Here is a 25,497-nt window from a genome sequence, read left to right as displayed (position 1 = left end):
CCCCCCCTTTTTTTAGTACCAATCCCCATGATACCCCAAGAAGTCGAAAGCCCCATCAAGCGAGGGAAGTTGCGGCACTACCTAGGCCGAGAATTTTATATCCTCAAAAGAAAACTTCGCTGGCTCTTCGGCTCCGAGCATTACGCACGCGTCCGCCACGGGGTAGAGACTTCGCACCTCCTCTTTGAGCATCAGTCTACCCTGCTCCGTAGGCTCAAAGATGTAGATATGGAGCTACAATACAACAAAATAACTAACCTACGCCTTGCCGTTGCCAAGCTAGACGGAGTGGTAATCCGCCCCGGAGAGACCTTTTCCATTTGGCGCTTGGTGGGTCGCCCATCGGCTCGCAAAGGGTACCTAGAAGGCATGGTACTACACAATGGCAAAGTACAACGAGGGGTAGGCGGAGGGCTATGTCAGCTGGGCAATCTTCTCTATTGGATAACGCTCCACAGCCCCCTGACCGTACAAGAACGCTGGCGGCATAGCTTCGACGTCTTCCCCGACGTGCAACGCACCATCCCCTTTGCCTGTGGGGCAACCCTCTCCTATAATTATATAGACCTCGTCATACGCAACAATACGGAGCACACCTTCTCCCTGCACCTTTGGCTCGACGAGGAATTCCTGCATGGCACCCTCTCGTGTGATGCCCCGATCCCTTGGGAGTACGAGGTTTTTGAAACAGACCCCAGCATACGCCAGCAGTGGTGGGGAGGCTATACACGCCACAATAAGATTTGGCGTAAGGTACGGCACAAAGCGACCAAAGAAGAAACAACCGAACTTATTGCCGAGAACCACGCCATCATGATGTACAATCCCTATCTCGAACAAGGGAAATAAAACACCCCTTTTGCCCCTCTTCCCCTTTCGCCATTGCCCCGACGCACCATCCATTAAGAGGCACCTACATTTTCGGACAAGCGGAGATACGACAAAACCCTGCCTAGAATCTTACTTTTTCTAGGCAAAACCTTGACCACTTTCTGCCCAAAACTCTTTTATTTTCCACCCAAAAATGGGAGAACATTTTGGGCAGGAACAAAAAACATTTCACCCTGTACTCTCCAATCCTTCCCCTCAAGGAGTAAATTCACCTAGAGCGAGCCGGGAAAGGCAGCTCGGCAAGAGCTCCCCGCCTTCCCCTCCCCTCTTGAGACGTCCATCCCCAATAATCACCCCTTGATGGCCCCCTCCGATAGTGACAGATCCCCTATCTTTGTGGAAAAGAATCAGGTAAAATCCAAAGGGTTGCTTATCCTACACCATCATTGCGCCATCATTGCAGAGGGAGGGGACGAGTAAGCCACAAAGAATCCGTAACTTTGGGCAGGTATAGGGGTCTTCCCCTAGCTTTGGCGCAAAAAGAAACAAAATAAAATGGACGAAACGGGATCAATCTTCACGGCAAAAGACCTAGAGCAGCTCGCCGAGCACGGAATCTCCCAAGAGGAAGCCTCCTCCCAAATTGCTTATTTGCGAGACGGCAGGAGCTACCTTCAGCTAGAGGGCAGCGGCAGCATAGAGTATGGCATCATGCGTATCAAGCAAGACGAGATGCCCTACTACCTCGATCTCTGGGATCGCTATCGCTATGATCCCCAACACCGAATCACCAAATTCGTACCGGCTTCGGGTGCCGCTACGCGCATGTTTCAGCACCTCTACGAGTTGCTCGACGCAGGGACGAAGAGCAAAGAAGAGCTAAGCGAAGAGCAACGTTACTTCTTCGAGCACATCGAAGAGTTCGCTTTCTTTGGTGAGCTTAGCGAGAGCTGTCTACGCAACGAGTGGAGCACCGTGGCAAAGCTACTGGAGGGAGGGCGTTACGACCTCGTGGCAAAGTCGCTCCTCACAGAGCGAGGATTGAATTACGGACACCTACCCAAAGGACTTGTTCCCTTCCACAAATACCCCGGGAAATACATTCGCACCGCCGCTACCGAGCACCTCGCAGAGGGAGCTCTCTACACCAAAAACAGCAATGGCGTAGTGCGCATACATTACACGGTATCGCCCGAGCATATCGACTTCTTCCGCCAACACATTGAGCGCGCTAGTTCGCGTATTGAGGGTGACTACGGCGTCATCATTGAGAGTTCGTTCAGCACCCAAAACAGCAGTAGCGACACACTTGCCCTAGATGAGGAGGGCATGCCCTTCCGCACAGAGGAGGGCGATTTACTATTCCGCCCCGGAGGGCACGGAGCCCTCATCGACAATTTGGCAGCCTTGGAGAGCGATGTCATCTTTATTAAGAACATAGACAACGTCACCATGGAGCATCTCAAGAGTAATACGATACTCTACAAAAAGCTCTTAGGAGGGGTTCTTTTGGCCGTGCAAGAGCGCATCTTCGGGTATCTTCGCCAGCTTGATAAGGGCAAGTGTAGCCACTCCCAACTCGAGGAGATGGTAGACTTCTTGCACAAGGTACTCTGCATCCAGCTCCCACAAATAGACCTCTTAGGCGACAAAGAATTGGCAGAACGCATCCAACAAAAGCTCAACCGACCGATACGTGTGTGCGGCATGGTACGCAACGATGGAGAGCCGGGGGGAGGCCCTTATATAGTGCGCGAGGCGGATGGTAGTACCTCTCTACAAATTGTAGAGGCATCCCAAATCGACAAAAGCAGTGAGCGAGACGCCTCTATCCTTGCCTCAAGCAGCTACTTCAATCCTGTGGATATTGTATGCTCGCCCTACGACTTCAAGGGGCAACACTTCCACCTACAAGACTATGTGAATAAACGCACAGCCTTTGTTGCTACAAAGAGCCAAAACGGCAAGCAACTACAGGCTCTAGAGCGACCGGGGCTGTGGAACGGCGCCATGCACCACTGGAATACCATTTTTGTGGAGGTACCCAGCGACACCTTTACCCCCGTCAAGACGGTAACCGACCTCCTGCGCCAAGAGCACAGAGGGGTAGACGACTTAGATTGAATCTCAAACTCTTTAAACACGATAAACGCTATGAGCAGTAACATTCCCTCACGCCTCGAAGCACTCCGGAGTGCCATGCGTGCAAAGAATATCCAAGCCTACCTTGTTGTTAGCAACGACGGGCATCTTGGCGAATATACCCCTCAGCACTGGAAAAGCCGCGCCTGGATCTCGGGCTTTAATGGCTCGGCAGGAAGCGTAGTAGTAACGCTCGACAAAGCCGGCTTATGGACGGACTCGCGCTACTTCCTTCAGGCTGGTGATCAGCTAGAGGGCAGTACCATTGAGCTATACAAAGAGGGCGTATCCGGTGTACCTACCATCGAAGAATTCCTAACTTCGGAGCTACCCGAGGGTGCAGTAGTAGGGTGTGACGGCACCTGCGTAAGCCAAGCCGAAGTAGAGAGAATGGAGCGCGCGCTATCCGCTTTTGGCCTCACGATCAACAGCGACTACGACCTTATCGACGGCATTTGGGCTGACCGCCCCGCCATCCCCAAGAACGAATTCCGCCCTCAGCCCGTAGAGTACTCGGGCGAAGAGACCAAGGCACGCACACAACGCATCCTAGAGCACCTCAAGAAGAAAGGCGCAAATGCAACTGTCTTGACTACCCTAGACGAACTTGCCTGGGCATTCAACATCCGCAACTGCGACGTAGAGTGCAACCCCGTAGGCGTAGGCTTCGGCTTTATCGGGGAGAAAGAATCGGTACTCTTCACCTTTGCAGAAAAAGTAAATGCCGCCCTCCAAAGCGAACTACAAGCTCAAGGAGTGCGCGTCATGGGCTATCAAGAGATTTTTGGCTACCTATCCGCCCTCCCCGCAAGCGTTACGGTGTATGTGGACAAAAGCCGTATCTCAAGCGCCGTCTACAACGCTCTCGCTCCCCACTGCCGACAAATAGAGGGAGTGTCGGTGGTAACCATGCTCAAATCCTATAAGAATGAGGCTGAGCTGGCAGGCGTACATCGCTCCATGCACCGCGACGGAGTAGCCCTCACACGCTTCTTTATGTGGCTAGAGGCTGCCCTCAAGCGAGGAGAAACCCCTACAGAAGTGGAGATCGATCGCATCCTTGCCGAGCATCGCGCCCAAAGCGATATGTACATCGGGGATAGCTTCGACACCATCTGTGGGTACCAAGATCACGGTGCCATTGTACATTACCGAGCTACTCCCGAGAGTGCCTACACCCTCCGCAACGAAGGCGTATTGCTCCTCGATAGTGGGGCTCAATACAAAGATGGTACGACCGACATTACCCGTACCATTGCCCTTGGCGAGGCAGAACCTCAGGCCGATCTCAAAGTAGACTACACGCTTGTACTCAAAGGTCATATCGCCATTGCTACGGCACAATTCCCTGAGGGGACTCGTGGCAATCAGCTTGATATTTTGGCACGCAAAGCCCTTTGGGATAGAGCGCTCTCTTACGGGCACGGCACAGGCCACGGCGTAGGGATCGCCCTCAACGTACACGAAGGGCCTCAGAATATCCGCACAGACAACAACCCCACCCCCATGGCCGTGGGCACGTTTACAAGCAACGAGCCGGGGCTTTACCGCGCTGGCAAATGGGGCATCCGTATTGAGAACCTAATCGTCACCAAGGAGAATTGCCGCAGCGAGTTTGGGACATTCCTCGGTTTTGAGACTGTTACCCTCTGCTATCTCGACAATCGTCTTGTAGAGAAGAGCCTACTCACCGCAGAAGAGATCGCTTGGTACAACGCCTATCAAGAGAAGGTATACCAAGAGATTAGCCCTCTACTTACCCCGGAAGAGGCGGCTTGGCTTCGCGAGAAGACCCAAAAGCTCTAACCCACGATGGCAGCGCATATCATCCCTGTACGTGGGATTACCCCCCAAATTGGCGAGGAGTGTTTCCTTGCCGAGGGGGCCTGCATCATTGGCGACGTGGTAATGGGGCACCATTGCAGCGTGTGGTTCAATGCGGTACTGCGTGGCGACGTGAATAGTATCCGCATTGGCAACCATGTCAATATCCAAGACGGATCGGTACTGCATACCCTGTACGGACTCTCCACCATAGAGATGGGCGACTACGTTTCCATCGGGCACAACGTGACCATTCACGGAGCTACGATACACAACTATGCCCTCATCGGCATGGGTTCGGTACTGCTCGACCACGTGGAAGTGGGCGAGGGAGCCATCGTAGCCGCAGGTTCGGTCGTGCTCAAGGGCACCAAGATTGAGCCTCACACCCTCTGGGGCGGTTGTCCGGCTCGCTTCATCAAAGAAGTGGATCCGACCCAAAGTGCCGAGATGAACCAACGCATCGCCCACAACTATTCTATGTATGCATCGTGGTTTATGTACCCCGAGCAAGAAGATTCTCCCAACAAAGAAGAAAAATAATCTACCACCCAAATAAACAGTGAGGAAGTAACAATGAAATTTTTTATCGACACAGCCAATCTGGCAAGCATCCGAGAAGCAAACGACTTAGGCGTACTAGATGGCGTTACAACCAACCCCTCCTTGATGGCCAAAGAGGGTATCAGCGGCGAAGCAGACTGCAAGGCGCACTACCTCAAAATCTGCGAAATAGTAGATGGCGATGTAAGTGCCGAAGTGATGAGCACCGACCTCGAGGGGATGCTCCGCGAAGGGCGCGAGCTAGCAGCTCTCCACCCCAACATCGTGGTAAAGGTACCTGCTACCGAAGAGGGTATCAAGGCGGTTCGCCAGTTCTCTCGTGAAGGGATTCGTACCAACTGTACGCTCATCTTCAATCTCGGTCAAGCACTCCTCGCTGCCAAAGCCGGGGCTACCTATGTATCGCCTTTTGTGGGACGTATTGACGATATTTCGGGCGATGGCGTAGGGCTTATCCGTCAGATCGTGGAGGTTTTCCGCTACTATGGCTTTGAAACGGAGGTCTTGGCAGCAAGTATCCGCCACACACGCCACGTTATCGAATGCCTAGAAGTGGGAGCAGATGTGGCTACTTGCCCCTTGGGTGCCATCAAGGGATTGCTTAAGCACCCCCTTACGGACAATGGTTTGGCCGCCTTCATTGCCGACCAGAAGCGTGTAGCCGATGCAAAAAAATGAGCAACCTCGCCCATAAGTTTTTACTCAGGGTTATAACCTTTGTCTTAGGAGTCCTCTTTGTGGGGGCTCCTAAGCTCTTTGCTGCCCCTACGCTCCCCCCCTCCTCTATACAAGTGGGAGCGGAACGGATGGATCAACTACTCCCCCTACTCCGTGGCAAGCGAGTAGGGCTTGTGAGTAACCATACAGGCGTTATCGGATCGGACCAACGCCCCCTTGTCGATAGCCTTCTTGCCCTCAATATAGAGGTCTGTCGTCTTTTCTCTCCCGAGCACGGATTCCGAGGGACTGCCAATGCAGGCGCCTCCGTGGCAAGCGGGAAAGATGCCCTCACCGGCTTACCCATTATTTCTCTCTACGGCAATAACAAAAAGCCCAAGCGCAACCAAATTGCCGATTTAGACCTTATTCTCTTCGACCTACAAGACGTTGGCACCCGCTTCTACACCTACATCAGCACCATGCACTATGTAATGGAAGCCGCTGCCGAAGCCCATATCACAGTAGTTATACTCGACCGCCCCAACCCCAACGACTACATAGACGGCCCCCTCCTCACGCCCTCGTGCCAATCTTTTATCGGGATGCACCCCATCCCCGTACTGCACGGACTTACCGTAGGAGAGCTAGCTCTCATGATCAACGGCGAGCGTTGGCTGGCGGGAGGCATACAATGCGATCTCCGTGTGATACCCATCAAGGGTTGGCAACATGGCGATAGTTACACGCTCCCCGTAGCCCCAAGCCCCAATCTCAAGACGCCCGAAGCCATTCGCCTTTACCCCTCTTTGTGCTTTTTCGAAGCCACCATCCTAAGTGTAGGCAGGGGCACCCCCAATCCTTTTACGGCATTGGGGTATCCTAATAAAGGGTTGGGAGAATATCTCTTCACCCCAAAATCTATGCAGGGAGCCACCGACGCAAAGTACAAGGGGCAACGCTGCTATGGAACGAATTACACGGATTCTCTCCTCCAAGGAGGACTAAGTATTGCCCCTCTCATTGACTGGCAGAAGCGCACCCAAAAGGTGGGTAAGCGACTCATTGACCGCGAGCGCACTTTCGACCTCCTCGCAGGCTCTCCCTCACTCCGCAAGCAACTCCGAGAGGGATGGAGCGAGGAGGCAATACGCAAAAGCTGGCAAGATGACCTCCGAAAATACCGAGCGTTGCGCCAGCAATACCTCATATACAAAGACAATAGACTCGAGACAAAACCCTAACCTCTCCCCTTAATTTTATGAACAAAGGCAGTATCATAGTCGCAGGCATAGGCCCCGGCAGCCCTCAAGACATCACCCCGGCGGTGTGCGAAGCCATTGCCCAAAGCGACGTAGTAATAGGCTATAAATACTATTTCCAATTCATTGAACCCTGGCTCTCCTCCACGGCTCGTTGTATCGACACCGGGATGAAAAAAGAGCGAGAGCGTGCCGGTATTGCCTTCGAAGAAGCGGAGAAAGGGCAGCGCGTTACGGTGATCAGTTCGGGCGATGCCGGCATCTACGGAATGGCTCCCCTCATCTATGAGATGAAAAAAGATCGGGATAGCGCCATAGAGATCCGAGTACTCCCCGGCATCAGTGCCTTCCAAAAAGCGGCTTCGCTCTTGGGTGCTCCCATTGGGCATGACCTCTGCATTATCTCCCTCTCCGACCTCATGACCCCATGGGAGAAGATAGAGAAACGCATCATAGCAGCTGCCGAGGCGGACTTCGTAACCGCAGTCTACAACCCCAAAAGCGAAGGGCGGTATTGGCAGCTCCATCGGCTCAAAGCGCTATTTTTGGAGCGGCGCGCTTCTACCACACCTGTAGGGTATGTGCGAGAAGCCGGTCGCCCGGGGGAACGCGTTGTACGCACCACGTTGGCACAATTCGACCCCGAAGAGATTGATATGTTTACCGTGGTACTTATCGGCAACTCTCAGTCTTACCAAACTCAAGATGCCATCATCACGCCTCGAGGCTACTACCGAGAGCGCATCGAAGGAGCTGAGGGCAAGGGGCAGCAAATTATGATGGAATCGTTCCGCACGATAGAGCGTGAAATGCGCCACCCCGAGGTGCCTATCGATAGGCGATGGGCTCTCTTCCATGCCATCCACACCACGGCAGACTTCTCCATGGAGGATATTCTCTACACAGATCCCAACGCTGTGGCACGCATGCACGAAGCCATCAAGAAGGGTGAAATCAAGACAATTGTAACCGATGTATCTATGGTGGCAGCAGGCATCCGCAAGGGAGCTGTGGAGCGACTTGGGCTCTCGGTCAAATGCTATATCACCGATCCTCGTGTGGTGGAACTCTCCAAGACGCGAGGCACTACAAGGGCGGAAGAAGCTATTCGCCTAGCCGTAGAAGAAGACCCCAACGCTCTATTTGCCTTTGGTAATGCTCCTACGGCTCTTATCGAGCTATGCCGACAAATACGGCTGGGTAAAGCCACTCCCTCCGGCATCATAGCCGCTCCCGTAGGCTTTGTACACGTCTGCGAGTCGAAGCATAGAGTGCATACCTTCCCCCATATCCCTAAGATCATCGTAGAAGGCAGACGAGGAGGCAGCAACCTAGCCGCCACCCTTATCAATGCCATTCTCTGCTACGACGATGCCGCAGCCCTCTATCCCGGGCGAGACGTATAGCCCCTATCTAGCATGGCACGCAAGTATTACATCATTGGTATTACCGACGACGCCGAATTAGAACTCTCCTCGGCAGTCCTCAAAATAATAGCCGAGAACAAGGTGTTCTCCGGAGGACTTCGTCATCACCAATTGGTGGAAAAGTTCCTTCCCCTAGGGGCTACTTGGATTGATATAACGGTACCTTTGGATGGCGTCTTCGATGCCTACAAAGAGCATAAAGAGATCATTGTTTTTGCCTCGGGCGACCCCCTATTTTTTGGGTTTGCCGGCACGGTACAAAGGCGCGACCCGGAGGCGGTTATTGAGGTGTTTCCCACCTTTAATTCGCTACAACTACTTGCCCATCGTAGCCTACTCCCCTACGAAGGGATGCGGACACTCTCCCTCACGGGGCGACCTTGGAAACGCTTCGAACAAGCCCTAATAGAAGGGGAACCCCTCCTCGGTGTGCTGACCGATAGGAATAAAACCCCCAATACCATTGCCCAACGAATGCTGGACTATGGCTACAACAACTATCGTATGATTGTGGGAGAGAACCTAGGGAATGCCGGGGAGAGAGTAGCTGAGTATTCCATAGAGGAGGTAGCCCAACGCTCGTTCTCTATGCCCAACTGTCTTATACTCAAACAGACGCACCCCCGACACCGACCCCTAGGTATCCCCGAGAGCGACTTTGCCCTCCTCGACGGTAGAGCCAAGATGATTACCAAAATGCCCATTCGGCTACTCTCCCTTGCCGCTCTAGACCTGCGTTCGCATCAAACGCTTTGGGATGTTGGCTTCTGCACGGGCTCCGTCTCCATCGAAGCCAAGCTGCAATTTCCCCATCTAGAGATTGTCTCTTTTGAGCAACGAGAGGCAGGACGCGCCCTCATGGAGACCAACACTCGGCGCTTTGGCACCCCCGGCATCACCGCCGTCATTGGTGATTTTATGGAGATGGATTTAACAGGATATCCTCGCCCCGATGCCGTTTTTATCGGGGGGCATGGCGGGCAGCTCGTCTCCATGATTCAACGTATAGATAGCTATCTCACTGAGGGAGGCGTTGTTGTCTTCAACAGCGTAAGCCCCGAGAGCCGAGAGGCGTTCTACGAAAGCGCCGAGAGCTGCAAGTGGCACATTGTCTCCTCGCAACGCATCACACTAGACGAGCACAACCCCATTAGCATTCTAAAAGCTGTAAAGCCATGATAGCCCAATTTCTAATCGGAGGCACCTCTTCGGGAGGAGGGAAAACCACCCTCACCACAGGGCTTTTGCGCCTTCTTCGCAATAGGGGTCATAGGGTACAACCCTTCAAATGCGGCCCCGACTATATCGACCCCCAATACCACAAAATGGCTTCGGGGCGGGTCTCTATCAATCTGGATAATTGGCTCGCAAGCGGAGAGCATCTGCATAATCTCTACGCACGCCACTCGCAAGAAGCCGACATCTCCGTGACCGAAGGAGTAATGGGATTGTTCGATGGATATAAGGGCATGGAGGGGAGCAGTGCTCGGATTGCCGAACTATTAAACCTCCCCATCCTCTTGGTAGTCAATGCACAAAGTACCGCCTTCTCGGTGGCTGCCACGCTGTATGGCTTCTCTCGATTTTACCCCAAGATCCGCCTCCTTGGCGTTGTTTTCAATAAGGTAGCCAGCCCCCGACACTACGCTTTTTTGCAAGAAGCCGCCTCGGCTGCCCAGGTCCCCTGCCTCGGCTATATCCCTCGTATGGAGGAACTATCGGTACCCTCTCGTCACCTAGGGCTTACCCTAGATGCCCAACTCGACTTCAATGCGTATGCCGATCGCATTGCCGAGACGCTCGAAAAATATGTAGAGGTAGATCGCCTGCTAGAGCTGTGTGCCACCCAAGCCCCTGCCCCTACACTCACCGCCGACACACCTAAGGGGACACTCCGCATCAGCGTAGCTAAGGACGGAGCTTTCAACTTCACCTATCAAGCCAATTTAGACCAACTGCAACGGCTCGGCAGCGTCTCCTACTTTAGTCCTCTCACCGATAGCACCCTCCCCCCTAGCGACCTCGTCTATATCCCCGGGGGCTACCCTGAGTTCTTTTTGCCTCAATTGGCGCAAAACAGACAGCTCCAAGAGGAGATCCGAGACTACGTAGCCCAAGGAGGGAAGCTACTTGCCGAGTGTGGCGGAATGATGTATCTCTGTCGCTCTATTACGGACGAAAAAGGCGAAAGCTTCCCCATGGTAGGTGTTTTGCCCCAAGAGGCAACAATGCAAAACATGCGCCTACACCTAGGCTACCGAACCCTCTCAATCCAAGGGCAGGAGCCGTGGCAGGGGCACGAATTTCACTACAGCAGCGTTGTCACGCCCCACGAACCGATTTTCAACTATGCCTCCAGCGTAAAAGACGCTCGGGGCAACGACGTAGAGACTCCTCTCTACCGAATAAAAAACTGTATCGCCGGATACACGCACCTCTACTGGGGTGAACGAAATATCCTTGACCTCTGGAATGCATGAATAAAGTATACACACGGACCGGAGACCTAGGCACAACTGCCATACACGGGGGCGCACGAGTGGATAAAGACGACCCACGCATCGAAGCCAACGGCACCCTAGACGAACTAAACTGCGCCCTTGGTCTTGTACGCTCTCTCCTCGAACCCGATCATCCTTGGCAAGAGGATCTCCGAGAGATACAACTTGAGCTGATGGCTGCCATGAGCCTCGTTGCCACTCCCTCTACCCTTAGAGATCGTAACCCCAATAGTCTCTCTCCCTCTCTCGTTGGGCACCTAGAGGAGTGTATGGATCGCATGAATGCCGAAATCAATGAGCGAGAGGGCTACTTTATCCTCCCCGGGGGGACTCCCCTTGCTGCCCACCTACACCAAGCAAGAGTGGTAGCTCGCCGAGCTGAGAGAAGGCTTGTCACCCTACACCATATAGACCCCGTGCCCGCACAAATCCTCGTCTTGATCAACAGGCTCTCCGACCTCCTTTTTGTCATGGCACGCTACGAAGTTTGGCAAAAACAGCTCCAAGAAGATCGCTGGCGAGCCTTTGCCTACAAACGAAAACTGAAAGGGAAAGAAGAATGAAACACCCTCAGCCTCTCCGCCCTATTATGCTAGCCGGTACGGGTAGTGACGTAGGGAAAAGTATTTTGGCAACAGCACTCTGCCGCATTTTTAAGCAAGACGGCTACCACCCGGCCCCTTTCAAAGCTCAGAACATGGCACTCAACTCCTACGCTACCCCAGAAGGGTTTGAGATAGGCCGAGCACAAGCCGTACAAGCCGAAGCAGCCGGCATCCCCTGCCACACCGATATGAATCCGCTGCTCCTAAAGCCGAGTAGCGACCAAACATCCCAAGTTGTACTCCACGGCAAACCGATTGGCAATACCCATGCTTACGACTACTTCCGGCGTGAGGGGCGCGAAGAGCTACGAGCCGAGGTACACGGAGCTTTCGACCGACTTAGCAGCCGATTCAATCCCATCGTAATGGAGGGTGCCGGGAGCATATCGGAGTTGAACCTAAAGGATAGCGACCTTGTGAATATGCCCATGGCTCGCCACGCCCACGCTGCCGTATTGCTCGTGGCGGATATCGATCGTGGCGGCGTGTTCGCCAGCGTGTACGGCTCCATCATGCTACAATCGCCCGAAGATAGACGGCTCATTAAGGGCGTTATCATCAATAAATTTCGTGGAGATCTGGCCCTCTTCACCGAAGGGCGTAAACTGCTCGAAGAGCTAACAGGCGTACCCGTTTTGGGTGTCGTCCCCTACTTCCAAGACATCACAATAGAAGAAGAAGACTCGGTAGCTCTGACCAATAAGAACCGAACATCGCAAGTAGGGAAGGTCAATATAGCCGTTGTACGGACGGGGCATATCTCCAACTTCACAGACTTTTCCACACTTGAGCAGGACCCTCGAATCCATCTCTACTACACCAATAATCTAAAAGAACTAGAGAAGGCCGACATTATCATTCTGCCCGGGAGTAAAAACACCCTTGGCGACCTGGCCGAACTAAGAAACAACGGCGTGGCGCAGTGTTTGGTACGAGCTCATCGCAAAGGCACGACCCTTGTGGGCATATGCGGAGGGTATCAAATGATGGGGCAAGTGCTGCACGACCCCGACAACCTAGAGGGAAGCGGCTATCAACACCTACCGGGACTTGGATTGCTCCCCACAGAAACCACCATAACTCAAGAGAAAGTCACCCGTCAAGTTGAGTTCACACACCTTGGCGATCCCACTCTCTGCCGAGGGTACGAAATACACATGGGGCAAACAACGTTACTTGAGGGGGCCAGTTGCTCGCCTACCAATCAGTTCTCAGACGGCACCCCAGAGGGTACCCGACTCTCCGAGCGATGCTGGGGCACTTACATCCATGGCATCCTTGATAATCCGGCAGTAGTGGATCGGTTACTCGCCCCATTCAGCCACAAACTAACGCAAGAGAAAGCACTGGACTACGCTAGCTACAAAGAAGAGCAGTACGACAAACTTGCCGATCATGTACGGCAATACGTTGATGTAGAGCGCATCTACCAAATCATGCAAGACTATGATTGAAGGGCACGGAGACGATCTGCATCACTACCACGGGGTACCCATCCGCTACAACTTCAGCAGCAATGTACCCACTATCATTGACCACACGGCATTGTATCGGTACCTCTCGGAGCAGTTGCCCCTCATCACCTCCTACCCCGAGCCCTCCCCTCGCAGCCTAGAGATTAGCCTTGCAGAGCAACTCGGCATAACAGCGGAGGAGGTGATGGTAACCAATGGAGCTACGGAGGCGATCTACCTTGTAGCCCATAGCTTAGAGGGAAAGCATTCTGCCATCTTCTCGCCCTCTTTTAGCGAATACGCAGATGCCGCACGGCTCTACCGCCACACACTATCCTCCTTTAGCCAATGGCCGGAAGCTCCTCAAGGCGCCCAAGCGATCTGGTGTGGGAATCCCAATAACCCCACAGGACAAGTAATCCCCAAAAAGGAACTGGTAGAGTACATCCAAAAACACCCCGAGCAGGTATTTGTCTTTGATCAATCCTACGCTTCATTCTCCCCCCAAGAGGTGCTAAGCGCACGCGAAGCGATTAGTTTGGGCAACGTAATACTCGTACAGTCTCTCACCAAAAGTTTTGCCATACCGGGGCTGCGGCTGGGGTACCTTGTCTCAAATGCTACAACACTCGAGGGGATCCGTGCGCTCAGCCATCCGTGGTCTGTAAATACATTAGCCATAGAAGCGGGGAAATGGCTCCTCCGCAACCAAGCCCTATACGAGGGCATTGAGGCGCAACTCCTCGAGAGTAGCCGCACGCTAAGAGCCAAACTATCCGCCTTTCCGTGGTTATCCATCGTACCCACAGATACCCATTTCTTTATTTTTCATTTCGAGGTATCGGGGATAACCAGTGCCGATCTCAAAGAGTGGCTAGCCCGAGAGCGGGGCATCCTAGTACGTGATGCCACCAACATGGGAACCCTAGGCTCTGCCTGCATTAGGGTAGCAAGTCAAGGCGAAGAGGCCGATCAAGCCCTCGTAGATGCACTCAGAGATTGGTATCAACAGCAGAGTTCTAAACAGCCTTATCACTCCTCATCCTCCCCCCAGTGACCTACCTCTCCGCCCTACTCCTCATTGCCTCGAGTCTAATTCCTGCGTGGCTGCTCGATCGTCTACTAGGCGATCCTCCACAGCTCCCTCACCCTATTGTATTTTTTGGGAAAGCAATCAGTTGGGGCGAGAAGCGTCTCAATCGAGGCAACCACCGACTTGCCAAAGGAGCTTTTCTAGCTCTCGGGCTCATCAGTGCAACCGCTCTCGCGACCTGGAGTATAGAGAGGGGGCTATCCCATTTTTCCCCTTGGGCGATTGTCCCTCTAGACCTTATTTTCCTATTCTACTCGCTTGCCGGTACAACGCTTTGCCGTGAAGTGCGAATGGTATTTGATGCGGTAGAGAGATCTGAAGAAGAGGGCAGACAACAGGTAGCTCGCATCGTAGGTCGGGATACATCGACCCTCTCTGCTCAAGAAATTCGCACCGCTGCTCTTGAGACGCTAGCCGAAAACCTCAGCGACGGCGTGATAGCCCCTCTCTTCTACTACCTGCTTTTTGGCTTGCCGGGTATCCTAACCTATAAGATGATTAACACCCTTGACTCCATGATTGGGTACCACTCTGCCCGTTATATCCTCTTTGGACGCTGGGCAGCACGCATCGACGACGTGGCCAACTATATACCGGCTCGCCTTACAGCCCTACTTATGCTCTTGGTTAGCGGCAGGCTAGACTTATTAGGCTTTGTTTGGAGAGAGGGAAAAAACCACGCCAGCCCCAATTCCGGTTATCCGGAAGCTGCCTTAGCCGGCATACTGCAATGCCAATTTGGAGGGCCGCACTACTACTTTGGCGAACTATTTGACAAACCCTACATTGGTAACTACCCACGTGAACTAACACTGCAAGACACCAAAAAGGGGATTCGCATCAATCAATCCGTGGAGCTGGCTATTATTTTTCTGGTTCTTGCCCTAAGACCTCTCCTACTTTAGGCTAATTTCTCTGGGAATATCAGCCTAAAAAGATTTACTTCTCAGGCAAAAAATCGCCTCTATATTGGGTAAAAAAGGAAACGGCACTGCCAAGAAGAGAATAGAGACTGAGCCACCCCCTAAAAAAGACTCCTCCCATCACTACTGCCACTAGGGGAAGCAATGATGGGAGGGATAGCAATACTATCGTGCAATGTTACTCTTAGTACATTGGATAGCCGGAAAGTGCAGAACGAAGTTTATTGAAGTTGTATTCTTTCGTTTTCTGCTGAATATTCACAGCGTCTATAATCCAAAGAATACCACACACTCCCCCTGTAAAGAGTTTGAGTAGCCCCATACCAACATCACCTAACATAAAGCGGTCAATCCCATAGGTCCCCAACAATATAGAGATAATCAGGAGGGTCGTAGGATCTTTGAACTCGATAGCGAAAATACTTTGAGCCATGCTCTCATCGGCATTCTGCAAGAGAAGTTTGACCTCGGGCATCATGCTCATATCAAAATACTTCGAATTAATAAGGAGGAAGTTGTTAATAGTTTGCTCTGTCATAGTTTTTATTTGTTTTTACCCAACCTTAAACACCCTCTTGACCTCTCTATTTCTCGACGGAGAGGACAGGCATTTCCTGGCACAAATGTACTACTTCTTCAAAAATAATCGGATATAAAAAGAGATCTGCCCTCCCCATCCTCTTCCGTTATTATCGGGGGATAAGAAAGACAAATCTCCGTTTTGAAAATCCTTACGATATGGGGGGAAAGCCCCTATCTATGTCAAAAATTAGTTTTGACCGAGAGCTTGCTTAAGGAAATTGAGGTTAAAATCTTTTGTACGTTGTTGTACAGAGAAGATATCGACAATAGTCCAAATACCACATCCACCGCAGGTAAGAAGTTTTGCAACCCCAAGACCTACTTGGCCAAGCATAAAGCGGTCGATCCCGAGAGAGCCGGCAACGATCGCAAGGATCATCATTGTCATAGGATCCTTAAAAGAGATAGCTTGGATAGTAGCGAGCTTGCTTTCGTCTACGTTTTCAAGAAGTTGCTTAATCTGAGCCTGGCTAGCAGGGTCGAAGAACTTTGCGTTCTGCATCAAAAAAGAATTGATAGTGTTTTCGTTCATGATCAATTTCTATTTAGTGAATTTATAACCAACAAAAGGAGAAGCAATAACCTTTTTAACTCATCCTCTCGCGATGCAAATGTACAGAAATATCCCTAAAGAACAACTCTCCAACACTCTATATTCAAAAATATTTAGGGTGAATGGACAAAAAAAGTCCCCGAACCGAATAGGTATCGAGGACTATCTTTAAGAAACGCGCTCCCTCTTGGGCTTGAACCAAGGACCCCCTGATTAACAGTCAGATGCTCTAACCAACTGAGCTAAGGAAGCTCTCTTTTCCGACTGCAAAGGTAGTATAAAATCCCAAACTAACAACACTTTGCCCTAAATAATTTGCCCACATCTCGCGAAGGGCTCAACGGGTTTTCGCTATTAAACTGAGAAAGAAGAGTTTAATCAAAGCTAAAGAGAAAAAGGGAAGTAGGCTTTTCACACCGCTCCCCACGAGGCACGGTCGAGATTACGATAGAGGATTGCCTCTCGAATATGCTCCGCAGCAATGGTTTCACTTCCTGCCAAGTCGGCAATCGTACGCGCCACCTTAAGAATACGATCATAGGCACGTGCCGAGAGACCAAAACGCTCCATTGCCTTTTTGAGGAGCTGCATTCCCTCCTCGTCGGGGCGAGCAAAATGCTGCGTCAAGGGGGCGGTCATCTGAGCATTGCAGTGCACGTGGGGGAAGTCGGCAAAGCGAGCCGTCTGTCTCGCACGAGCGGCTATTACCCGCGAACGGATAAGAGAAGAGGGCTCTGCCGGGGTGGATTTGGAAATTTCTTCAAAAGGAACGGGGGCAATTTCTATCTGAATATCAATACGATCCATCAGGGGACCCAATACCTTCGACAAGTATTTTTGCACCGACCCTGGGGGACAAACACACTCTCTTGTAGGATGATTATAATAGCCACAAGGGCAGGGATTCATTGCTGCAACCAGCATAAAAGAGGCGGGATAATCCACCGTGGCCTTAGCTCTGGAGACCGTGATAGTTCGCTCCTCCATGGGCTGCCTCATGAGCTCTAAAACACTCCGATTAAACTCGGCTAGCTCATCTAGAAATAAAACACCATTATGCGCCAAACTAATCTCTCCGGGGCGAGGCGAAGTGCCGCCTCCCACAAGAGCAGGCATCGAAATACTGTGGTGAGGAGCTCGGAAAGGACGAGCCGTCATAAGCGTTGTATTGTGAGCCAACTTGCCTGCCACCGAATAAATCTTGGTGGTCTCGAGAGACTCTCCCAACGTAAATGGAGGCAAAATGCCGGGAACTCGCTTGGCAATCATGGACTTCCCCGAGCCAGGCGCCCCCACCATCAGGATGTTATGCCCTCCGGCAGCCGCCACCTCCATGGCTCGTTTTACGTTCTCTTGCCCTTTTACATCGGCAAAGTCGTGTACATAATACTCTCGATGCGCCTCAAACTCTGCCCTCGTATCCACCTGCACGAGATCCAATTCACCCGTCCCCTCAAGGAAGTGTACCACCTCCACAAGGGTATCGGCGGCAAAGACTTTCAGTTTATTCTCCACGGCTGCTTCGCGTGCATTCTCCCGCGGGACAATAAGACCTTCGTATCCCAGTTCTCGTGCTTTTATGGCAATGGGTAGAGCCCCTTTTACAGGACGGATAGTGCCATCGAGAGACAATTCTCCCACCATCACGTAGCGATCGAGGCAAGTACTCTTGAAGTATTGGCATGCCCCTATCAATCCTATCGCAATGGGGAGGTCATAGGCAGTACCCTCTTTCTTAAGATCGCCTGGGCTCAGATTAATTACACTTCGGAAGCCATGCAGACGGTAGCCCGAGTACTCGGCAGCCGTCTCAATGCGCTGGTAACTCTCCTTTACAGAGGTATCGGGCAGTCCTACAAGGGTAACAGCTGCCCCCGGCTCTACATTCACCTCCACCGTTACGAGGTGGGCATCTACACTAATAAGGGCTGCGGTATAGGTTTTGACAAGCATGGCAATCTCTTATCTCAAGGCAAAGAACTCAGAGTTTTCAGCAAAACAGAAAAATCCTCTCCCCAAGCAACGACGATATTATGGTCATCCACCACTAGATAGTAGGGGAAGGCGGTAATCCCCATTTGATCCGAAAAATAGAGAATACTACCTGCCGGGGATTTAATAGCGTGGTAATTAGGCAAATTCCCCTGCCCGGAGGAGAGGGAAGTACCCTGCTTCTTAGGGGCAAGGCTATAGCTCAGGAAAATAAATCGATTCGCCTTTTTCTTCTGTACCTCTCTGATCTCTTTTGCGTAGGGTGATGGCTCGGTGTTCGACAAAAGCTCCACAACGGCATAGCGGAATGCAGAGTCCGGACGAGAGGTGATTCGACTCCGTAGAGAGTCCGGCATGGGCAAAAGAGACCAATCAATCCACCTTCCATTCTCTCCTATGGCAGACCATCGCTCTCTTTCATTATGGTAGTAACGGAACTGCTCAGGCAGCGACTCCGTGGGGTATTGCTCCTGAAAAAAGAGCATTCCCTCTCGCCCGGGGAGGAACTCCATCATGAGGAGATCGGCTCTGGGCTTCTCTTTGTTATCTACAATATACTCCGCAAGGCGATGACGCACAAGAGACCAAAGGCTGTCTGCCTCTGTCATATTAGCTTGCGCCAAAGCCTCGTCGTAACGACGGAGCAACTTGCGTTCTCCACGAATAAATTTGCTGCGAACATCAGCTTCGGGGTAGCCCGATACTCTCAAAAGATGGGGGTGCTCCCAATCTATGTCCACCGTCACTTTCGTTGCCCTAGGCATCTCAAAAGCCAACTCCCAAGAGGGATTTTCGGAACGAATTGTGAGGTGAGAATAGGTGGTGTCCACGTATATATCCAGCGCTTGCCTCCCCTTTCTCTCGGTTATCTCTACCGTATCTACCACACTCCCTCCTAGGGTATCGTTGTGGACTAAATAGAGACGAGGAGAAAGGGAATCCGTAGCGGCACCCTCCCAACGCAGCACAATACGGCAATGATCGTCAGGGATCTTGCTACAAGCCACAGTACCCAATGCAAAAAGCACAAGGCCTAAGAATGCGATATATCGCCTAAACATATATTCCTAATCTTTGATAAGACTCCCACAAAAGTAACGATAAAAAAGGAGTCTCCGCGCCCCTCCTCCGCAACACCAAGGGGAAAGAGGGAGAAAATGGTAGTAGCTAAGGAAGAAGCTCCTGTACCAGAGCGCGAACAGCCGGTAGGAGGGCCTGATCTGCACTATTATCGATCCGAAAAACACGACTTCCCTCAGGAGGGGTGTTGTTACGCTGAGCTTCGATACGACGCATTGCCTCCTCTCGGGTTGCTCCGTCACGTTGTACAATGCGTTGTAAACGCTCGTCTTCCGGAGCATCAACCCATAGAACGTCGGTACAAAACCTATTAAATCCGCTCGAGAAAAGGATGGCACTCTCTAAAGCAACTAGCGAACACCCCTGCTGCTGTTTCCACTGATCAAAACGCCTTAATACGGCAGGGTGTACCATCTGCTCCACCTCTCGCCTTGCTAGAGGATCCTCAAAAATAATCTGAGCTAAAGCATGAGAAGCAAATCGACCTTCGGGATATAACCCTTCGCCAAAGTGCTCGATGAGCTGTTTTTTGAGTTGCGCATCACTATCGTACAGGGCTTTTGCCTCCCTATCGCAATCGAAAACGGGTATCCCTAGAAGGCGCAAAAGGCGCGAAACGACACTCTTGCCACTCCCAATACCTCCGCTAATTCCCAGTACCCTTATGTCTGCGCAACTCACTCGGCGACACCCTCCCTGATGAATTGAATGCGAGCCGGGGTAATGCTGTAGTTGATGAGCCACTCCGGCGGAGTTACTAAATATACCGTAAAGAGCTGACCCTGAGAGCCACCCGAAACAGAGGTACTATCGGCACCACTGGGAGCAAAGATTTCCCGATAATCAATCATAAGGGTAAAATCTTCAGGCCGCACGGTATTGTACATCGACATAGGGATAGCTACCCTCAGTTGCGCACGAGAGGGAAGCAACGTAAGAGAGACGCCCTCGGGCTTATGCTCCACCTCAATAGGGATCTCCAAGACTTTCTCGGTAAACTTAACGAACTCGGCACGCACCTGTACCTGGGGGATGCTCAGACGCACCCCTTCATGCTTCAGGAGCGGCACCATCTTTGTTTGCACGAGAGACTCGCCCTCCTGATGCAAAAGCACGCTATCTGTATAGATAGCCTTTATCTGACGTAACTGATCCCTACTGCCGTAAATAGTAATATGATCGGGCTCTATGGTAAGATTCTTAAGGAGATGCCCGTCATTGGGCTCTGCAGATACACAGTTCTCTATCGGCACCACTTTCGACTCCAACCGAGAGAGTTTGAAGTCAATCTCCCCGGGAGTAATTGATACAATGCGCGTAGAACTCGACTCCAACCGAGCCTGCACACTTTGGTTCAGCAAAGCGGAAGAGATCAGCAACCGCCTATCACTCCGAGCGCGAGCCATATCCACGTCCAACCTTATTGGGCTGTAGGTGCGAAAGGTATAATTGAAAAGAAGCGAAAAACCGGTATCCTCGATCTTTACTTTTAACTCTTTGGGCAACTCTCCGTCGGGAGCGAACTCTAGCAAGTCCGGATACTCTACGGGTATAACAATGGAGGTTTGATAACGCTCTTGTAGACTCGTTATCAACCACCACCCCAAAGAAAGGAGCAAGAAAACAAGGAAAGAAAAAAACTTACGCCCCCGTAGCGTTTGTGCACTCAAAGGGGCAGAGCGAGGAACTTTTTCTCCTACCGAAAGTATACGTTTAGTAAAGAGCTGAAGATCCATGCAGCAAGCTTTTTCTTTGAGAAAAGGGGAGGATATCTTTTTCTTCTCTAGTGGAGAGAAACACTTGCAAGTACACGGTTTAACAACTCCCGCGGAGCAAGTGTTTTACCCTCTTCTAGAGAATACACCCCATATGGGGCTATTACTTCTGAGCTGCGACGTCTTCGCCGGCAGCGTAAACAGAAGATTTGTCTACACGGATCTGTACATCTTTGGCAATCTCTATCACGAACTCCTTGTCAAGTACTTTAGAGATTTTGCCATGTATCCCTCCGGCAGTAATTACCTTATCTCCCTCTGTCATTGCTTCGCGCTTGCGCTGCAATTCTTTTTGACGCTTCGACTGAGGGCGAATAAAGAAGAGCCAGAAAATTAGGATTAGTACCACCATCATAATGATAGTACCCCAGCTACCGCCCATTAGACCGCCCTTTGCAGCTTCGGGAGCAGCTGCTTGTAATAAGAATAAATTCATCGTTGTTTTATTAGTCGTTTATCTCTTGCAATTTCTGTCTACAAACTTACAAATAAATCGTCAGAGAGGGAGCAGTATCAATCCTCCTAGAAACGTATCACAATGCAAAAGCCATCGTCTGATGGGTAAGCCATCCCCAATGACACAAAACTATCTCTCCCAATCGGTAGGAAGATCGGTAGTGTAGCCCATCTCTCGAATCAGAGCCATATCCTCCTCGGCACGTGCCCCCACAGTGGTGAGCAGATCTCCCGTTATGGCCGCATTGATGCCGATGTACATAGCCTTGCGTACCACAGGGAGAGGGAGCTGTATACGCCCTCCGCTAAATCGCAGATAGGCTCTAGGGTTTATAAGCCGGAAGAGAGCTACCGTGGTGAGGTACTCCTCCTCGCTAAGGGGAGCTTGGCTATCAAGAGGTGTACCGGGGATGGGTTGCAATAGATTTATAGGTATCGATTGCACCTCCAAATCACGGAGAAAGAGAGCAAAGTCTATACGATCTTCCAATGTCTCCCCCATGCCAATAATCCCCCCGGAACAGACGCGCATACCCACCTTGCGTGCGGCGCGGATCGTGGCAATCTTTTCCTCTTGAGTATGGGTTGTACAGAGCGAAGAGAAAAGGTTGGGGGCTGTCTCCATATTGCAATGGTACGTAGAGACGCCTGCATCGTAGAGTATCTGTAGCCGTTCCTCATCGAGCAAGCCAAGAGAGGCACAGCAATCTATATCGGTCTCTGAACAGATCTCCTGATAGATCTCTGCCAATTGGCGCGTCTCACGCAGGGAGACGGATCGTCCTCCTGCCACGAGAGAAAAGCGGCGAATCCCTTGCCGGCGGTTGTAGCAAGCTTGGCGAGTGCATTCGTACGACGAGAGCAAAGGGTAAACCCCGGCTCCCGTTGTATAATGGCGACTTTGGGCACACCACTTGCAGTCTTCGGGGCAGTTGCCGCTCTTTACGTTGATAATAGAGCAGGTATCGAAGGCGGGACCTAGGGCCACCGTTGTGCGATGCGCCAATTCGTACAACGCCTCTCGGTCTACCTCAAAGGCAAGATAGAGAGCCTCCTCCCGACTGAGAGGACGATTCGGATCGTATGAGAAGTCCAAAACTAAAGGTCAGCAACGCTCCGCAAAGAGACGAACGTAAAAGAGGTCTCTTTGCCGAAAAATCACTTATATAGGATGCCTTCGGCCACCTCTTTGGCGGTAGTTGCCCCGGCAAGTTTCTCTACAATGGCAAGCCCAAAGGGGATAGAGGCTGCAGGACCTTTACCGGTGATGATATTGCCATCCACCTCTATCAACTCTGTAGACACGGTAGCGCCCTTCATTTTGGGCTCACAACCCGGGTAGCAAGTGGCTTTTTTCCCCTGCAATAACCCCTCTTCTCCCAAGATAAAGGCAGGAGAGGCACAAATAGCTGCCACCACCTTAGAGGTCTCTAGCTGGCGACGAATCATAGAGAGCAAAGCAGGCGTATCATGCAGATTTTGCGCTCCGGGTAGACCGCCCGGCAATACAATGGCAAGAGGGGATTGTCCCTCTACATCGGCAAGAACTCGGTCTGCCGTATAGGGCACTCCATGCGCCCCTGTCACAAGGCGATCTGCCGTTATAGAGACGGTCTCCACGTTAAGACCGGCACGGCGCAATAGGTCGATAGGGGTCACTGCCTCTATTTCTTCAAAACCTTCTGCAAGGAAGACATAAACTTTTTGTTCCATACGATGATAGCTTTTTAGGACTGAAAATCTATTGAATATCAAAGTGGTAGGTGATAGTCCCCTCTTGATCGGCAGCTCCGGGCTGGGCATTAAAGCGTGTTGCCAGCGCAGCTCGGATGGCGGCTTGTACCGTGCGACTATCCGTTACATTGGTACCTCTTAATCGCTGGGTAGCCTCTATTACCTTGCCATCTGCATTCACCACGATGCGCACAACCACGGTACCACGCGTGGGTGAAAAGCCCGTAGGACGAGCAGGACGCCCTCCATTACCCACCACATTACGGCCGGCAAGAGAAGCACCTCCCCCTACACTACTACCTGTGGCAGAGCCTTCGCCTTGCCCTTGCGCACCTCCGGTACCGGTAGACTCTTTGCCTTGGGTACCCTGAGAAGCACTCTTGCCAAAAGCATTAGAGACCTTGTTGCTAATGGCACGCTGCCGCTCTCGCTCAGCCTCTTGCGCACGACGAGCCTCCTCTTGGGCACGACGCTCTGCCGCAAGAGCCGCTTCATTGGTCTTGGGCGTGGGCTTTGTCTTTGGAGGAGCTACAGCGGGCTGGTCGGGAGTCTTTTGAGTAAGAAGAGACTCCTTATGAGGAGAGGGAGCCGTGGGAGGAGCTGTAGGCATAGAAGGCGTATAGCTAGAGGGAGCAGGAGCAGCCTCACTGCCGGCACCCCCACGTGCCAACTCTTCGCCCAATACGCCTACGGGGACTAACGTAATCTCCTTAGGATGCGAACGCGCCATAGTCGAGAGTTGCAGCAAAAAGAGGAGTGCTACAATAAGCCCATGAAAGGCAATGGTGATCCCAAGAGCGATAAGTCTGTCTCGTGTCATTGTTTAGCCCTTTATTCTAGGGTATTTTGGGGTGCAGAAGGCAACGCTTTGGTAGCAAGTACCAGCCTAATATCCAGCTGAGCCGTTGCGTTGAGCACCTTTATAATCTCGCGGTAGGGCACCTCTTCGTCGGCATAGAGAGCCACGTACATATCGGGGGATACATCGTGTGCCGCTGCCAGCTGCTCCAGCAGTTGAGTCTCGTCTACGACGAAGGGGGCTTCGCCCTCTAGGGCAAAATAACAAGTCCCTTCGGCGGTAATCGTAACTCTCGCCATAGGCATATCGCTCGGAGCTGTAGACTGAGAAGAGGGAAGATTGACCTTGATGGCATTGGGCACCACTAGAGTACTCACGACCATAAAGAAGATCAGGAGGAGGAAAATTATGTCGGTCATCGACGCCATGCTAAAAGCCTCGGAGACCTTAAGTTTTCGCTTGAGTGCCATGGCTACTATCCCCTCTGATTATAGATTGCCTTCCTCATGACTGCCACTAAGTTCGTTAAGGGCATCCATAAACTCTATGCTGCGCGCCTCCAGTACATTGAGGGCTTTGTCAATACGAGCGACCAAATAGTTGTAAGCAAAAAGGGTAATAATACCCACAATAAGCCCCCCTACCGTAGTAACAAGAGCCTCATATATCCCCCCGGAGAGGAGCGAAATATCGACAGAAGAGCCTGCATTGGCCATATCAAAGAAGGCACGCACCATACCCGTAACCGTACCCAAGAAGCCGATCATGGGCGCAGATGCTGCAATGGTTGCCATCAGAGGCATGGAGGTTTGCAACTTACCGGCTTCTACGTTACCGGCATTCTCTATTGCCACCGAGATGTCGCTCATGGGTCTACCTAGGCGCATAAGGCCTTTGTCGATCATGCGAGACTCCGGTGTATTGACAGAGATACAGAGGTTGTGTGCAGCGTCGATCCGCTGTGTATTGATGTAGTCTTTAATGCGATCCATAAAGGAGGAGTCGGACTTGTGCGCTGCCTTTACCTGCAAGAGCTTCTTGACAAAAATATAGATCCCCAAGAGAGAGAGCAAAAGGAGTACAAGCATAATCCAGCCCCCTTTGAGGGCGAGATCCCATACAGAAAGGGTAGCAACAGGGGTAGCCGTACCAGCCTCAATGAGGGTGGCGGTTGTATCTGCCACAGCGGCATTTACTTGCATCAAGGGTATGTACATATCACTATTATTAATGTTTTCTTTTT

At 51.7% G+C, this 25,497-nt stretch carries 25 protein-coding genes and 1 tRNA gene; 13 read left to right on the top strand and 13 right to left on the bottom strand.

All coding sequences use genetic code 11. The features are described from left to right. The first annotated feature begins 27 nt into the window (after positions 1–27). From POREN0001_RS08740 to cbiB, 13 genes are all read left to right on the top strand, one after another. Positions 28–849 carry a VanW family protein gene (locus POREN0001_RS08740; RefSeq protein ID WP_004335216.1) on the top strand — a complete coding sequence of 274 codons (822 nt, stop codon included), beginning with the start codon at positions 28–30 and terminating at the stop codon, positions 847–849. 537 nt (positions 850–1,386) lie between these two features. Then, on the top strand, positions 1,387–2,955 hold the full coding sequence (locus tag POREN0001_RS08735) for a DUF4301 family protein (RefSeq protein ID WP_004335250.1): 1,569 nt from the start codon (positions 1,387–1,389) through the stop codon (positions 2,953–2,955). 30 nt (positions 2,956–2,985) lie between these two features. Further along, positions 2,986–4,779, top strand: a complete 1,794-nt coding sequence (locus tag POREN0001_RS08730) for an aminopeptidase P family protein (RefSeq protein ID WP_004335208.1) — start codon at positions 2,986–2,988, stop codon at positions 4,777–4,779. 6 nt (positions 4,780–4,785) lie between these two features. Continuing rightward, the gene (locus POREN0001_RS08725; protein WP_004335350.1) at positions 4,786–5,340 is read left to right on the top strand and encodes a gamma carbonic anhydrase family protein; all 555 of its coding nucleotides are present in this window, start codon (positions 4,786–4,788) and stop codon (positions 5,338–5,340) included. 33 nt (positions 5,341–5,373) lie between these two features. Beyond that, positions 5,374–6,039: a fructose-6-phosphate aldolase gene (gene fsa / locus POREN0001_RS08720; protein ID WP_004335239.1), complete on the top strand. Its 666-nt coding sequence runs from the start codon at positions 5,374–5,376 to the stop codon at positions 6,037–6,039. After that, positions 6,036–7,262, top strand: coding sequence for an exo-beta-N-acetylmuramidase NamZ family protein (locus POREN0001_RS08715; protein ID WP_004335366.1), 1,227 nt, complete (start codon positions 6,036–6,038; stop codon positions 7,260–7,262). Before fsa ends, POREN0001_RS08715 begins: the two co-directional genes overlap by 4 nt. 17 nt (positions 7,263–7,279) lie before the next feature. After that, entirely contained in the window at positions 7,280–8,686 is a 1,407-nt protein-coding gene (gene cobJ, locus POREN0001_RS08710) for a precorrin-3B C(17)-methyltransferase (protein WP_004335316.1), read from the top strand. A 12-nt stretch (positions 8,687–8,698) separates the two neighbouring features. After that, positions 8,699–9,886 carry a bifunctional cobalt-precorrin-7 (C(5))-methyltransferase/cobalt-precorrin-6B (C(15))-methyltransferase gene (locus POREN0001_RS08705; protein WP_004335341.1) on the top strand — a complete coding sequence of 396 codons (1,188 nt, stop codon included), beginning with the start codon at positions 8,699–8,701 and terminating at the stop codon, positions 9,884–9,886. Further along, a complete protein-coding gene (locus POREN0001_RS08700) occupies positions 9,883–11,187 on the top strand; it encodes a cobyrinic acid a,c-diamide synthase CobB (protein ID WP_004335314.1) in 1,305 nt (434 codons plus the stop codon). The genes POREN0001_RS08705 and POREN0001_RS08700 overlap by 4 nt, the downstream gene beginning before the upstream one ends. Continuing rightward, positions 11,184–11,771 carry a cob(I)yrinic acid a,c-diamide adenosyltransferase gene (locus POREN0001_RS08695; RefSeq protein WP_004335309.1) on the top strand — a complete coding sequence of 196 codons (588 nt, stop codon included), beginning with the start codon at positions 11,184–11,186 and terminating at the stop codon, positions 11,769–11,771. Before POREN0001_RS08700 ends, POREN0001_RS08695 begins: the two co-directional genes overlap by 4 nt. Next, positions 11,768–13,267, top strand: coding sequence for a cobyric acid synthase (locus POREN0001_RS08690; protein ID WP_004335209.1), 1,500 nt, complete (start codon positions 11,768–11,770; stop codon positions 13,265–13,267). The genes POREN0001_RS08695 and POREN0001_RS08690 overlap by 4 nt, the downstream gene beginning before the upstream one ends. Beyond that, positions 13,260–14,324, top strand: a complete 1,065-nt coding sequence (locus tag POREN0001_RS08685; RefSeq protein ID WP_004335312.1) for an aminotransferase class I/II-fold pyridoxal phosphate-dependent enzyme — start codon at positions 13,260–13,262, stop codon at positions 14,322–14,324. Before POREN0001_RS08690 ends, POREN0001_RS08685 begins: the two co-directional genes overlap by 8 nt. Further along, complete coding sequence (gene cbiB, locus POREN0001_RS08680) at positions 14,321–15,265, top strand: adenosylcobinamide-phosphate synthase CbiB (RefSeq protein ID WP_004335263.1); 945 nt, start codon at positions 14,321–14,323, stop codon at positions 15,263–15,265. The genes POREN0001_RS08685 and cbiB overlap by 4 nt, the downstream gene beginning before the upstream one ends. A 202-nt stretch (positions 15,266–15,467) precedes the next feature. Here cbiB and POREN0001_RS08675 read toward each other — a convergent pair whose 3' ends face one another. From POREN0001_RS08675 to POREN0001_RS08615, 13 genes are all read right to left on the bottom strand, one after another. Next, positions 15,468–15,821, bottom strand: coding sequence for a TM2 domain-containing protein (locus POREN0001_RS08675; RefSeq protein ID WP_004335214.1), 354 nt, complete (start codon positions 15,819–15,821; stop codon positions 15,468–15,470). Between the two features lie 231 nt (positions 15,822–16,052). Beyond that, a complete protein-coding gene (locus tag POREN0001_RS08670) occupies positions 16,053–16,397 on the bottom strand; it encodes a TM2 domain-containing protein (protein WP_004335297.1) in 345 nt (114 codons plus the stop codon). Positions 16,398–16,596: 199 nt separating this feature from the next. After that, positions 16,597–16,670: transfer RNA gene (locus tag POREN0001_RS08665), tRNA-Asn, on the bottom strand. Between the two features lie 159 nt (positions 16,671–16,829). Beyond that, a complete protein-coding gene (locus POREN0001_RS08660; protein WP_004335363.1) occupies positions 16,830–18,371 on the bottom strand; it encodes a YifB family Mg chelatase-like AAA ATPase in 1,542 nt (513 codons plus the stop codon). A gap of 14 nt (positions 18,372–18,385) precedes the next feature. Continuing rightward, positions 18,386–19,471 carry a hypothetical protein gene (locus tag POREN0001_RS08655; protein WP_004335303.1) on the bottom strand — a complete coding sequence of 362 codons (1,086 nt, stop codon included), beginning with the start codon at positions 19,469–19,471 and terminating at the stop codon, positions 18,386–18,388. Positions 19,472–19,577: 106 nt separating this feature from the next. Continuing rightward, positions 19,578–20,171 (bottom strand): dephospho-CoA kinase, encoded by a 594-nt coding sequence (coaE, locus tag POREN0001_RS08650; protein WP_004335210.1) that lies wholly within the window; start codon positions 20,169–20,171, stop codon positions 19,578–19,580. Further along, positions 20,168–21,226: a CdaR family protein gene (locus POREN0001_RS08645; RefSeq protein ID WP_004335223.1), complete on the bottom strand. Its 1,059-nt coding sequence runs from the start codon at positions 21,224–21,226 to the stop codon at positions 20,168–20,170. The genes coaE and POREN0001_RS08645 overlap by 4 nt, the downstream gene beginning before the upstream one ends. Positions 21,227–21,368: 142 nt before the next feature. Continuing rightward, positions 21,369–21,701 (bottom strand): preprotein translocase subunit YajC, encoded by a 333-nt coding sequence (gene yajC / locus POREN0001_RS08640; protein ID WP_004335329.1) that lies wholly within the window; start codon positions 21,699–21,701, stop codon positions 21,369–21,371. 150 nt (positions 21,702–21,851) lie between these two features. Next, positions 21,852–22,817 carry a biotin synthase BioB gene (gene bioB, locus POREN0001_RS08635; protein WP_004335324.1) on the bottom strand — a complete coding sequence of 322 codons (966 nt, stop codon included), beginning with the start codon at positions 22,815–22,817 and terminating at the stop codon, positions 21,852–21,854. Positions 22,818–22,879: 62 nt separating this feature from the next. Next, positions 22,880–23,434: a DJ-1 family glyoxalase III gene (locus POREN0001_RS08630; RefSeq protein WP_004335279.1), complete on the bottom strand. Its 555-nt coding sequence runs from the start codon at positions 23,432–23,434 to the stop codon at positions 22,880–22,882. 28 nt (positions 23,435–23,462) lie between these two features. Next, the gene (locus POREN0001_RS09170; RefSeq protein ID WP_004335285.1) at positions 23,463–24,275 is read right to left on the bottom strand and encodes an energy transducer TonB family protein; all 813 of its coding nucleotides are present in this window, start codon (positions 24,273–24,275) and stop codon (positions 23,463–23,465) included. Positions 24,276–24,286: 11 nt separating this feature from the next. Beyond that, positions 24,287–24,724, bottom strand: a complete 438-nt coding sequence (locus POREN0001_RS08620) for an ExbD/TolR family protein (protein WP_004335357.1) — start codon at positions 24,722–24,724, stop codon at positions 24,287–24,289. An 18-nt stretch (positions 24,725–24,742) separates the two neighbouring features. Further along, entirely contained in the window at positions 24,743–25,471 is a 729-nt protein-coding gene (locus POREN0001_RS08615; protein ID WP_004335361.1) for a MotA/TolQ/ExbB proton channel family protein, read from the bottom strand. Positions 25,472–25,497 lie beyond the last annotated feature (26 nt).

Origin of the sequence: Porphyromonas endodontalis ATCC 35406 (assembly GCF_000174815.1) — a bacterium.
Taxonomy (GTDB): Bacteria; Bacteroidota; Bacteroidia; order Bacteroidales; family Porphyromonadaceae; genus Porphyromonas; species Porphyromonas endodontalis.
The sequence above is the reverse complement of the archived record's forward strand: the minus strand, read 5'-3'. Positions and strand labels throughout refer to the sequence as shown.

Coding starts and splice junctions, on each gene's coding strand:
- POREN0001_RS08740 (WP_004335216.1), top strand. CDS start 28: ATGATACCCCAAGAAGTCGAAAGCCCCATCAAGCGAGGGAAGTTGCGG.
- POREN0001_RS08735 (WP_004335250.1), top strand. CDS start 1,387: ATGGACGAAACGGGATCAATCTTCACGGCAAAAGACCTAGAGCAGCTC.
- POREN0001_RS08730 (WP_004335208.1), top strand. CDS start 2,986: ATGAGCAGTAACATTCCCTCACGCCTCGAAGCACTCCGGAGTGCCATG.
- POREN0001_RS08725 (WP_004335350.1), top strand. CDS start 4,786: ATGGCAGCGCATATCATCCCTGTACGTGGGATTACCCCCCAAATTGGC.
- fsa (WP_004335239.1), top strand. CDS start 5,374: ATGAAATTTTTTATCGACACAGCCAATCTGGCAAGCATCCGAGAAGCA.
- POREN0001_RS08715 (WP_004335366.1), top strand. CDS start 6,036: ATGAGCAACCTCGCCCATAAGTTTTTACTCAGGGTTATAACCTTTGTC.
- cobJ (WP_004335316.1), top strand. CDS start 7,280: ATGAACAAAGGCAGTATCATAGTCGCAGGCATAGGCCCCGGCAGCCCT.
- POREN0001_RS08705 (WP_004335341.1), top strand. CDS start 8,699: ATGGCACGCAAGTATTACATCATTGGTATTACCGACGACGCCGAATTA.
- POREN0001_RS08700 (WP_004335314.1), top strand. CDS start 9,883: ATGATAGCCCAATTTCTAATCGGAGGCACCTCTTCGGGAGGAGGGAAA.
- POREN0001_RS08695 (WP_004335309.1), top strand. CDS start 11,184: ATGAATAAAGTATACACACGGACCGGAGACCTAGGCACAACTGCCATA.
- POREN0001_RS08690 (WP_004335209.1), top strand. CDS start 11,768: ATGAAACACCCTCAGCCTCTCCGCCCTATTATGCTAGCCGGTACGGGT.
- POREN0001_RS08685 (WP_004335312.1), top strand. CDS start 13,260: ATGATTGAAGGGCACGGAGACGATCTGCATCACTACCACGGGGTACCC.
- POREN0001_RS08675 (WP_004335214.1), bottom strand. CDS start 15,821: ATGACAGAGCAAACTATTAACAACTTCCTCCTTATTAATTCGAAGTAT.
- POREN0001_RS08670 (WP_004335297.1), bottom strand. CDS start 16,397: ATGAACGAAAACACTATCAATTCTTTTTTGATGCAGAACGCAAAGTTC.
- POREN0001_RS08660 (WP_004335363.1), bottom strand. CDS start 18,371: ATGCTTGTCAAAACCTATACCGCAGCCCTTATTAGTGTAGATGCCCAC.
- POREN0001_RS08655 (WP_004335303.1), bottom strand. CDS start 19,471: ATGTTTAGGCGATATATCGCATTCTTAGGCCTTGTGCTTTTTGCATTG.
- POREN0001_RS08645 (WP_004335223.1), bottom strand. CDS start 21,226: ATGGATCTTCAGCTCTTTACTAAACGTATACTTTCGGTAGGAGAAAAA.
- yajC (WP_004335329.1), bottom strand. CDS start 21,701: ATGAATTTATTCTTATTACAAGCAGCTGCTCCCGAAGCTGCAAAGGGC.
- POREN0001_RS08630 (WP_004335279.1), bottom strand. CDS start 23,434: ATGGAACAAAAAGTTTATGTCTTCCTTGCAGAAGGTTTTGAAGAAATA.
- POREN0001_RS09170 (WP_004335285.1), bottom strand. CDS start 24,275: ATGACACGAGACAGACTTATCGCTCTTGGGATCACCATTGCCTTTCAT.
- POREN0001_RS08620 (WP_004335357.1), bottom strand. CDS start 24,724: ATGGCACTCAAGCGAAAACTTAAGGTCTCCGAGGCTTTTAGCATGGCG.
- POREN0001_RS08615 (WP_004335361.1), bottom strand. CDS start 25,471: ATGTACATACCCTTGATGCAAGTAAATGCCGCTGTGGCAGATACAACC.